At 47.1% G+C, this 10421-nt stretch carries 7 protein-coding genes; 4 read left to right on the top strand and 3 right to left on the bottom strand.

The window, feature by feature from the left end; genetic code table 11:
• Nucleotides 1-140 precede the first annotated feature (140 nt).
• Complete coding sequence (locus FHQ30_RS12245; RefSeq protein ID WP_139611559.1) at nt 141-647, top strand: GNAT family N-acetyltransferase; 507 nt, start codon at nt 141-143, stop codon at nt 645-647.
• Here FHQ30_RS12245 and FHQ30_RS12240 read toward each other — a convergent pair.
• Nucleotides 625-2541: an ABC transporter ATP-binding protein gene (locus tag FHQ30_RS12240; RefSeq protein WP_139611560.1), complete on the bottom strand. Its 1917-nt coding sequence runs from the start codon at nt 2539-2541 to the stop codon at nt 625-627. The two genes, FHQ30_RS12245 and FHQ30_RS12240, sit on opposite strands and share 23 nt — an antisense overlap.
• A 69-nt stretch (nt 2542-2610) precedes the next feature.
• Between FHQ30_RS12240 and FHQ30_RS12235 the strand changes: the two genes are divergently transcribed.
• Nucleotides 2611-3228, top strand: coding sequence for a MarC family protein (locus FHQ30_RS12235; protein ID WP_132965332.1), 618 nt, complete (start codon nt 2611-2613; stop codon nt 3226-3228).
• A 191-nt stretch (nt 3229-3419) separates the two neighbouring features.
• On the top strand, nt 3420-4742 hold the full coding sequence (shiA, locus tag FHQ30_RS12230) for a shikimate transporter (RefSeq protein ID WP_267963835.1): 1323 nt from the start codon (nt 3420-3422) through the stop codon (nt 4740-4742).
• A 391-nt stretch (nt 4743-5133) separates the two neighbouring features.
• Here shiA and FHQ30_RS12225 read toward each other — a convergent pair whose 3' ends face one another.
• Entirely contained in the window at nt 5134-5934 is an 801-nt protein-coding gene (locus tag FHQ30_RS12225; RefSeq protein ID WP_176552261.1) for a DUF1269 domain-containing protein, read from the bottom strand.
• A gap of 245 nt (nt 5935-6179) precedes the next feature.
• Here FHQ30_RS12225 and FHQ30_RS12220 point away from each other — a divergent pair, with 245 nt between their 5' ends.
• Nucleotides 6180-7097: a LysR family transcriptional regulator gene (locus tag FHQ30_RS12220; protein WP_139611562.1), complete on the top strand. Its 918-nt coding sequence runs from the start codon at nt 6180-6182 to the stop codon at nt 7095-7097.
• 124 nt (nt 7098-7221) lie between these two features.
• On the opposite strand, the gene FHQ30_RS12215 is transcribed toward FHQ30_RS12220, so the two are convergent.
• Nucleotides 7222-10140, bottom strand: coding sequence for a S8 family serine peptidase (locus FHQ30_RS12215; RefSeq protein ID WP_176552645.1), 2919 nt, complete (start codon nt 10138-10140; stop codon nt 7222-7224).
• Between the last annotated feature and the right edge of the window lie 281 nt (nt 10141-10421).

The following is a 10421-nucleotide window of genomic DNA, read 5'->3' as shown; positions in this document are numbered from 1 at the left end:
AGATCAACAGACCCTAAAATATTTGCCGATTTTTTAATCTTTTGATTGCGCCCGGACGGAGTTTGTGGCTAAATACAGCAATTCGAATTTCCTAATTTATCATATAGTTAGAATATTTCTTATAGCTTAATGGATTAACTATGATTAGTATTGAAAAATACCGCTTTTCGCATTTTGAGGCGCTGGTGCAATACCAACTGCCGCCGGAGCAGGCATTGTATGCGCCGGATCCGTCACAATGGTTTAATGGGCATACCTTGATGCTGGAAAGCAGTATGACTGCGGTTTCCATTTTAAAAAACCGACAGGCGGTCGGCTTTTTCATTTTAGATCGCGGCGTGGATAAACTGGAATTTACCCATAATCCGCAGTCGATTTTGCTACGCTCCTTTTCGGTTAATCCTCATTATCAAGGACAAGGCATTGCAAAAACCGTGATGCAACCGGGATTGTTGGAACCATTTATCTCTCAACAATTATCACCCAGCTGCAATGAAATCGTGCTGGCGGTTAATCCTGCCAACCAGCACGCTTATCAGTTGTATCTCAAGTGCGGTTTTTGTGAAGTGGGTAAAATGGTGATGAGCAGGCGTGGTACGCTTTGCTCTGCTTTACGGCGTCCGATTACAGGTTCACAGCTTGATTGAGCAACTCTTCTAGCTGCTGCTGAGCCTCTAACCAGTCAAATTCCACCTGTTCTAAGGCTTTTTTCTGTTTAACCTGTTGATCCAACAATGTAGTTAACCGCACTTTGTTCTCTTCTTGATAAAGTGCGCTGTCGGCAAGCTGATTTTCAATCTCGCTTAATTGTGCGCTATGCTGTTCCAACTGGGTTTCCAGTTTGCGCAGTGCTTGACGCAACGGCGCACTTTGTTGCCGCAGTTCTGCTTCGAGCCGTTTTTGCTCCTTGCGGTTGAGTGAGTTTTCTGTTTTTTCAACTGCACTTTCAGCGCTTTTATCAACAGTTTGATTGGCATTGTCGTTCAGCCATTTTTGATAATCGTCTAAGTCGCCGTTAAAGTCTTCCACCTTGTGATCGTGCACCAGATAGAAATCGTTGACGGTGTTGCGCAGCAAATGGCGATCATGCGACACCACCACCAAAGAGCCTTGATAATCCACCAACGCTTCGGTCAAAGCTTGGCGCATGTCTAAATCCAAATGGTTGGTCGGTTCGTCCAACAGCAGTAGATTCGGGCGTTGCCACACAATCAGCGCCAACACTAAACGGGCTTTTTCGCCGCCGGAAAAACTGTCCACCGCCTGTTTGACTTTGTCACCGTGAAAAGCGAAACCGCCGAGATAGTCACGCAGTTGTTGCTCAGTCTGTTGCGGTGCAAGGCGTGCCAAATGCCAAAGTGCGGTTTCGTCGGCACGCAGCGTGTCCAACTGGTGTTGCGCAAAGTAGCCGAGCTGCACCCCTTTCGCCAGTTGCACCATGCCGCTTTGCGGGGCTAACTCTTCCGCTAATAGCTTGATTAAGGTGGACTTTCCGGCGCCATTGCGACCAAGCAAGCCGATGCGTGAGCCGGGAACCAAGTTCAATTTCACTGATTGCAGCACCGTATGATCAGCATAACCGGCACTGACTTTCTCCATGCTTAGAATCGGATTTGGCAATGAAACCGGCGGACGAAATTCAAATTTAAACGGATTGTCTACATACGCCGGTGCGATCAGCTCCATGCGTTCCAGTGCACGAATCCGGCTTTGCGCCTGTTTGGCTTTACTGGCTTTGGCACGGAAGCGGTCGATATAGCTTTGCAGATGTTCCACTTTTTGCTGTTGCTGGCGATAGAGCGCATTTTGTTGTGCCAGTTTGGTGGCACGCTGAACTTCAAACGAGGAGTAATCGCCGCTATATTCGTTCAGTTGTTGCTGTTCGATATGCAGAATTTTACTCACCACCGGATCGAGAAAATCGCGGTCGTGCGAAATCAGAATCAATGTGCCCGGATAGCGGCTCAGCCAGCGTTCCAGCCAGATCACGGCATCCAAATCCAAGTGGTTGGTCGGTTCATCCAGCAGTAGCAAGTCAGAGCGACAAATCAGCGCTTGCGCCAGATTCAGCCGCATCCGCCAACCGCCGGAAAACGACTTGACCGCACTTTGCAGTTGTTCGTTTTCAAAACCCAAACCGTGCAGCAAGGTGGCGGCACGAGACTGAATGGTCCACGCATCGATGGTGTCCAATTTGGCGTGCAGCAGTGCGATTTGGTTGCCGTCATTGTCGATATTTGCCTGTGCCAGTTCTTGGCTCAGTTGAATATATTCCCGATCACCTTGAATCACATAATCCAATGCACTGATGTCCAAGGCTGGGGTTTCTTGATTAACCCATGCCAATGACCAATTTGACGGAAATTTGACCTCACCGCCTTCACTGCTCATCTCGCCTTTAAGTAAGGAAAGTAAAGAGGATTTACCACAACCGTTTTTGCCCACCAGACCGACTTTTTGTCCTGGATTGATAGTGGCGTTGGCATGTTCGAGCAGCGTGGTCAGTCCGCGCTTCAAAGTAAGATCAGTAAAAAAAATCATTTTTTGTTTTATTTTGTTAACAGATTATTGCACAATAATAGCATATTTTTCTCACGTTCAGGATGAATAATGTTTGACTCTTTGATTGTGCAGTTCGTGGTACTTTGGGCGGTGATCGATCCAATCGGCTCCGTACCGGTTTATCTTGCAAAAACAATTGGTTTGCCGCTGGAAGCGCGTCATCGGATTGCGCGTAATGCCACCTTGATCTCCGCCGGAATTTTGGTGTTTTTCTTGGTTGCCGGTCAACTGTTGTTAGAGGCGATGCAAATTCCCCTGACGGCATTCCAAACTGCCGGTGGTTTGGTACTGTTATTATTTGCCTTGACCATGATTTTTGGTGAGGGCAAACCGAGCGAAGAGATGCGAATGCCGTCCAACCTGAACGAAATTGCGGTTTATCCGCTGGCGGTACCGTCGATTGCTTCGCCTGGTGCGATGATGGCAGTGGTTCTGTTGACCGATAATCACCGTTTTAATTTTGGTGAACAGATGCTCACCACGTTGATTATGTTGATTATTTTGCTTATCACTTATCTGCTGTTTATAGCTGCCAACCGAATTCAACGGATTATCGGCACCACCGGCGCTGCGATTATCAGCCGGGTGATGGGGCTGATTCTGGCAGCGGTGGCGATCAACAATATTCTGCTCGGCGTACGCGATTTCTTTATGTATGTGAAATAATAAATACGAAAAACTGACCAATACCATCACTTTAAGACCAATATAACGTTGGTCTTTTTTCTGTTTAATATCCTGCTTGTTGACCTTATTCCACACTTTGGGTAATCTCAAATCCTATTTTTAAATTATGTAAAAAAATAATGACATAATCGGGTGTTATTTTTACAGTCGGGTGAGTCGAGGTTTCAGTGTTGCCAATATCGAAAGAGATGAAAAGTGCGGTAGCCGAAGTGCCGCTTTACAGTAACAAACGAGCACAGCGTGCCGCCTTGAGCAGCTTTATGGGGGCGGTGGTTGATTGGTACGATTTTTTGCTGTACGGCATTGTTGCCGCCTTGGTATTTAATCACCAGTTTTTTCCCAATATCAGTCCAGCGATGGGCACGCTGGCGGCGTTTGCCACTTTTGGCATCGGCTTTTTATTCCGCCCGTTGGGTGGTGTGGTGTTCGGGCATTTCGGCGATAAACTCGGGCGCAAAAAAATGCTGGTGTTGACGGTATTTTTAATGGGCGGTTCGACGGTGTTGATCGGCTTGCTGCCTAATTTTGAGGCTATCGGCTGGGCGGCGCCGGTGTTGTTGGTGGTGCTGCGTGCGATTCAAGGCTTTGCCGTTGGCGGCGAATGGGGCGGTGCGGCATTGATGGCGGTCGAAAGCGCCCCGCCGGGCAAAAAAGCATTTTACAGCAGTGGCGTGCAAGTCGGTTATGGTGTCGGCTTAATGCTGGCGACCGGCAGCGTATCACTGATTATTTACTTTTTCGGTAACGAGGCTTTTCATCAATGGGCATGGCGGATTCCGTTTGTTGCCAGTGTGGTGTTGCTGTTGGTGGCATTGTGGATTCGGCGCAATCAGCAGGAATCAACCGAGTTTGAGCAAACGGTGGTCAATACCCAAAAACAGGTTCGGCGTATGCCGATTATCGAAGCGGTCACTCGCCACCCGAAAGCCTTTTTATACATTATCGCCTTGCGTTTCGCCGAATTATTGACCATGTATCTGGTCACTAATTTTGCCTTGAACTACTCGACCGTGCATTTGGGGATGTCGAGCAGTATTTTTCTGAACATCGGTTTATTGGCCGGCGCAGTCAGTTGTGTCAGCATACCGCTCTTTGCCAAAATTGCCGATCACTACGGCTACCGTCGGATGTGCGTCGGTGGCGGGATTATCGGCGCATTGAGTGCGGTGCCGTTCTTTTTGGCAATGGAACAGGGCAATCTGTTGTTGATTTACCTGTTTGCGATTCTGCTTGCCAATATTGCGCATGATATGGTGGTGAGCGTGCACCAACCGCTGTTCACTGAGTTTTTCGGCACGGCTTACCGTTACAGCGGTGCCGGAGTGGGTTATCAGGTTGCCAGTATTGTTGGCGGCGGCTTTACCCCGTTTATTGCCGCAGCATTGGTGACTTGGTATGACGGTGCTTGGTATCCGGTGGCGATCTATCTGATGGTGGGGTGTTTATTAACCGCGCTGGCGGCGGCAAGTATGCCAAGCAAAAAACAGGCATAAAATAGGTATAAAACAGACTTAGATTCAACAACCAATTGCAATAAATTGAAAGTTGAACAGGTGGTGTAAATCCGTTACCTTGCCCAAGCCGAAGTGGAGTGGATTGCGCAGAGGCTTAATAATCTGCCGAGAAAATCATTGGGTTGGCGGACACCGTCTGAGGTGTTCGCCAGTGTGATTAATCTTGCAATTGGTTGTTGAATCCAAGAAATATAAAAAGCTTGCCGATTAAAATATATCTTTTTGTTGTCTGCGCTTCTGTTAAGCATATCGACCGCAGCGTTAATCCCAGATACTCATATAAAACCGTGCAAAAACCGCACTTTGTGATAAAAGTGCGGTCGCTTATTGCTATTTCAGCTAATTTTAGTCGTTAGCTGCAACGGTTTTTTTAAGGGTGAAGCGCTTCTTTCAGTAGTTTGGCGGATTGCTCAAGTTTTGTTTTGCGTGCACTCAAATTGTCTTTCATTTGATCGATACGCGCCTGAACTTTCGCTTTGTTTTCCGCTTTAGCATCTTTGAGCTGGGTTTCTGCTTGTTTAATTTTTGCTTCAGTTTCAGATTTGGTATTATCCAGTTTTGATGTCCATGCGGCTTTTTTATCTGTGATTTTTTGCTTCACTTTATCAAGATGTTGTTTGATTTCCGCTTTTTTATCATCTTTGGCTGCTTTCCAATCGGCTTCCAAAGCGGCAGCTTCTGCTTGATCAGCAGCCAAATCGCTCGCCCATTGCGCATCTTCGATCGCTGCTCGGGTTTTACGGAATATTTTTCCGCCAACTTCAGTCAAAGCAGCATCGACTGGTGCTGTCCATTCTTCGTCAATCTCAGCGGCTAATGCGACTTTGCCCGGCGCTAGTACCTGCGCAACATCATCAACAAAACGGGCATCAACACCGCTTTCGTATAAATCGGCAAATGCACCGCTCAATCCGCCAATTGATGCGCCGATTGCCACCCCTGCCGGGCCAGCCAATACGCCAACTAATCCGCCTACCAGCAGTCCGATGGCGGTAGAGGCAATACCTTTGTCGTTTATTTGATGGACTTTAATACTGCCGTCGTTGTTTTTTTCAAATATGCTGTCTGAGTAAAGCGTGATATCGCCACTTTCGTGCAGCTGTTGCAAACGGCTTAATCCGGAGGCGGCATCAATTTCGGTATTAAAAACCGCAATAATAATTTTATTCATATAGATATTCCCTTTGTTTGAGTGGAAAAAGGTGATTGGGTTTGTTTGAAATCTATACTTTTCGCGAGAAGCTTTATCATTATAAAATGACAGCATGTAGGAATAAATGCTCCAAAATGCAAAACAGTTTTTACCTTAGTGAAAAAAATTAAAGAAAATTTTCTGTTAATATTTAGTCAGTTAATTACGGGTATTTAATATTAGACTCGGCAGGACATTACATTACCGGAAATGCGCATATAAAAATGACAAATAAAATACAGCAAATTAAATTATTTACACACATCGTTGAAACCGGCAGTTTTTCACGGGCTGCCGAGATTATGAATATTTCCAACGGTGCGGCATCTCGGCAAATGCGAGATTTGGAAAAAAGCCTTGATACCGCACTTTTACGGCGCACAACGCGTTCGCTTGAAGTGACGCATGAAGGTCGAGCTTACTATGAAAAATGTTTGTCGATACTCGCCGATTTAAATGAATTTGATGCAATGTTTCGCCAAAATCCGACAAATATCAGCGGACCGATACGAATGGGAATGGAGCAAAGCGGCGCCCAACATATTGTTATCCCGCGGTTATCTGAATTTCTACAACGTTATCCAAATATCAGCGTCGAGCTGTTGACGCAGGATATGCTGACCAATCCGTTGGCTGATGGTTTTGATTGCATGTTGCGTACTGGGCATTTGCTGGATGGGAGCTATATTGCCAAACCACTCTATCGTTTGGTGAAAGTCAATTGTGCCAGCCAAGATTATCTTTCCCGTTATGGCACACCAATGCAACTAACCGATCTGCCAAACCACCGCTTTGTTCGTTTTCGTCAATTGCCGGAAGGTTTTGAATATTTCGATTCCGGTAAACGTGATTATATTGCGATGCCTTCCGATATCAGTGTTAATAACCTGACTTCATTAAGTAATGCGGCGACTGCTGGAATGGGAATTATCCAGACTTACCGCTATCTGGTTGAACCGTTGCTTACAAGTGGCTGTTTAGTTGAAATTTTACCGCAATTTCGAGCTGAATCGCTGCCGGTATGTTTGCTTTATCCGCATAAATCACCGCCACAACGTGTTCGGGTATTTATGAATTGGTTGGAAAATGTTATTGCGGAATATATCCAAAAAAATCCTAAAATTGTTGAGAGCTACTATTAGGGCGTAAAATTGAGCCTCAGCAAAAGCAGACCAAAATGAGCCGCATCGATCTCGAAAGTGGTTTTATGACCCGAGATAACTAATTGATGCGGCTTTTTTGATCGCAGTGCTTAGAAGCTGACACTTAGAAGCGATAGGCGATATTCAGATAGGCCTTATTGCCTTTTTCCTGTTTATAGCCGTTGTGCTGCCAACCTAATGTTGCCTGCCAAGCGTGGTAGTTGACTGCCAGCGCCAGTTGTGTCCGCAGATGAGTACGCTGGGTGGCGGTAGCCGTTTGGGCGATTACCACGTTATCTAGCTGACTGCTGACATCAAGCGGGCGGGAAGCTAAGTGCCGGAGATAGGCAACGGAAATACTCGGCACCAACAGCCAGTCGGCATAGCGCAAAGTGCGGTCTAGCTTCAGATCCAGCAGTGCATTGACTTCGCTTTGGCGAATACCGCCGGTACGCAGCGCCAGCTCGCTATCGTATTCGTTAAAACCTTTCAGTTTCAGGCGGTTGAGTTGTACGCCGATTGTCGGTTGCAGCGACCAATCGTTGTGTTGCCATACATAACCCGCACTTAAACCGAGGTTACCGTTCCAGCCGTGGGTTTTGCCTTTAGCAGTGGTGGTGACGCCGTTAAAGTGGCGTTGTTGCTTGTAGCTGATGGTTGCCAGAGACAAATCGCCTTCGATAAACCAGTTTGGTACCAAGCCCAGATAATAGCGTCCGCCAGCAGAAAAACGGGTTTCACCCATATCGGCGCTGGCGTTAGTTTGGCTTATATCGAAGCGGTTGTTGGCTAAAACCAAGGTCAGCAATGCCCGTTCGGACAGCATTTTGTTGATGCCTAACACCAGTTGTTTGCTGTTGTATTTCACCGCCGTGCCATACTGATTTGCCTGATAGCGGCTGTTATCACGTCCGTTTTCGACCCACACTTGCCATTCACCGTTTTTCAAGGTTGTGGCTGTTGACAATTGACGATGTAACAAAGTGCGGTTTAATGCCGCTTGATCGAGCAGATAACTGATTCCGTTGGCATAAATACTGTTGCCCAAATTTGCGGGCAAGCCTTGCCAATCGCCGCTTTGCAAAGTGCGGTTCAGCCATTGGTTATAATCGCTGCGACTGAATGCCAAACGGCTGTCGCGCAATTGGTTTAAGGCATTGATTGCCGCAGCTTCATTGCGGTTGGCGCTGTTGGTGGTTAAGGTTGCCGCATTGACGTTCAGCACAACGGCGTTCTGGGTAAATTGCAAATCATAGCGCAAGCCTTGGGTTAACAGCGCTTGCGGTTGAATCAGGACAGAAAAGCCGCCGCTGTAGCTTGCGCCGTTTTTCAGTTGCAGCAAGTATGCTGCGGGCTGCCCGGCTTTTGCTTGGGTAGCGTTCAGCTCGGCAGTCAGTTCGGCAGTGGTCAGTCGCCCAGCCAACCGCACTTTTGCCGCTTTCCCATCGGCGATAATACCCTGCGGTACTTGCAGTGCCAGCAATGCGGCATCTCCTAATGTTAATGGTCGTAAAAAGCGCATGCCTTCGGCGTACAAGGTTCCGCTAATGTCGGTTGCAGCGTCAATAACACCGTCGCCGCTTAAGCTACCTTGCGCTTTGATTTGCACGGTTTGGCTTTGCAGGCGTTTGTTGATTTCCAGATTGCCGTGCTCAACCAACGCATTTTCCGTTAAACGGGTATCACCCAGCAGCGTCAGCCCACCGGCGGCAACGGTAATCCCTTTTAAGTGGTTACTGTCGCCAGCCAATGTCAGCCTCGCCGCACCGTGTTTAGTCAGGCGTCCGCCGGCACTTAGGCTGTTCGACCAGCGATCATCTTGTTTCAGGGTATAGCTTTCATCAGCGAGTAACTGTGCCGGCCCATTGATTGCTTTGCCCAGGTTCAGCATGCCCCAACCGAATTGGTTATCAACGCCTTTACTCCCCAAATCAGTGGCAGTGGTCAGCATAACATCACGTATCTGCGCCATACTCATGTAATCAAATCGCTGCTTCAACACTGCGGCGGCGGCACTGACCGTCGGTGCAGCATAAGACGTGCCTTCTTCAATTGCAAAGGTATAATCCACTTCATCGGCTTGTGGATCGCCTTTTACGGTCAGCAATACCATGCTGCCGGGGGCTGCGATACACCAGTTTTTGCTGACGCCGCAATGATTAGAATAGCTTTCCAGCCGGTGATCCGCGTTGACTGCAATCACCGATAGATAGTACTTCTCCATTTGTGGAAAATAGCGTGGTAATGCGGCTAAAATTCCGGGCTGGCGCTTTGATTCGTTGCCGGCGGCAAAAACTTGTAAAATCCCCTTTTCGGTTGCCCGTTGTAAGCTATTGATCAGCACATTGGATAAATCCAGCGTGCCTTTATATTCGCGATCCATCTCCTCCACACGGTTAGAAATCGGATCTTCATTCCAGCTGTGGTTCATCACATGCAGTGTCGGTGCTTTGTCAATCATATGGTTGATGGCACCGGCAAACAGGGTGCGTGTAAGAGGGTTTTTACCGAGCAGCAATTTTTTGTCTTGTTGCTGATCGCCACTCTCTGCTTCTGGATCAGGGGTTGCTTCGTAGGAGGTTTGATATAGCGTGACACTTTTGGCGATGCCACCAAAATAATCCAGTTGTGGATTGAGTTTGGATTTCTGTGCGTCGGCGACAATAATCCCGCTGACTTGTCCGCCGTGGTTGCTATAAACCAGTTTACCGCTGTCCTGATCTTCTGCCACGGTCAAGATATTCGGGTCAAAGGTGTAAGGTTTGCCGTTCAGTGTTAGTGTGAAAGGCAGTGGGGCGATATTTTGTTGATTTTTCAATAAAGGATGTTGGTTAAAAAATCCGGTATCGACTACACCGACTACCACGCCTTTGCCGTTATAACGGGCTGCAATATTATCTGTTAAGCCGATCGCCTCTTTCGGCTGTTTCAAATAGGAGGCCAAAATTTCTTGATCTTTACTCAAGGGCGCCGCTTGAACTTGAGCGCCAAAGAGGGCAGTACTGATCACCAAACTGAGATAAGAGAGAAGAAATTTAAACATCAAGACTCCTGTTTTATTATTATAAATATAGTTGCTGTCGATTTTTAAAATCATACTGATGAAAACGAGTTAACAATTGTTTTCAGCTCCAAAAGACGGCGATACTCTATGCAATAAAAAAAGTAATGACAAGGTGCCGGTCGTGATTTAATTGAATAATCACAATGATTTACCTCAAAATAAAGAGGGTGTCTGTTTTTTATGATTTGGGTAAATCGGCATCAAGAAGGGTGTTGTAGTGAACATAAAAAAGCAGCCCAAGAGGGCTCAGACTGCTGACA

This window comes from Testudinibacter sp. 'clade 2', from assembly GCF_006227735.1.
Lineage (GTDB): Bacteria > Pseudomonadota > Gammaproteobacteria > Enterobacterales > Pasteurellaceae > Chelonobacter.
The sequence above is the reverse complement of the archived record's forward strand: the minus strand, read 5'-3'. Positions and strand labels throughout refer to the sequence as shown.

Excerpts from the sequence above, each read along its gene's own strand:
- FHQ30_RS12245 (WP_139611559.1), top strand. The coding sequence starts at position 141 with ATGATTAGTATTGAAAAATACCGCTTTTCGCATTTTGAGGCGCTGGTG.
- FHQ30_RS12240 (WP_139611560.1), bottom strand. The coding sequence starts at position 2,541 with ATGATTTTTTTTACTGATCTTACTTTGAAGCGCGGACTGACCACGCTG.
- FHQ30_RS12235 (WP_132965332.1), top strand. The coding sequence starts at position 2,611 with ATGTTTGACTCTTTGATTGTGCAGTTCGTGGTACTTTGGGCGGTGATC.
- FHQ30_RS12225 (WP_176552261.1), bottom strand. The coding sequence starts at position 5,934 with ATGAATAAAATTATTATTGCGGTTTTTAATACCGAAATTGATGCCGCC.
- FHQ30_RS12220 (WP_139611562.1), top strand. The coding sequence starts at position 6,180 with ATGACAAATAAAATACAGCAAATTAAATTATTTACACACATCGTTGAA.
- FHQ30_RS12215 (WP_176552645.1), bottom strand. The coding sequence starts at position 10,140 with ATGTTTAAATTTCTTCTCTCTTATCTCAGTTTGGTGATCAGTACTGCC.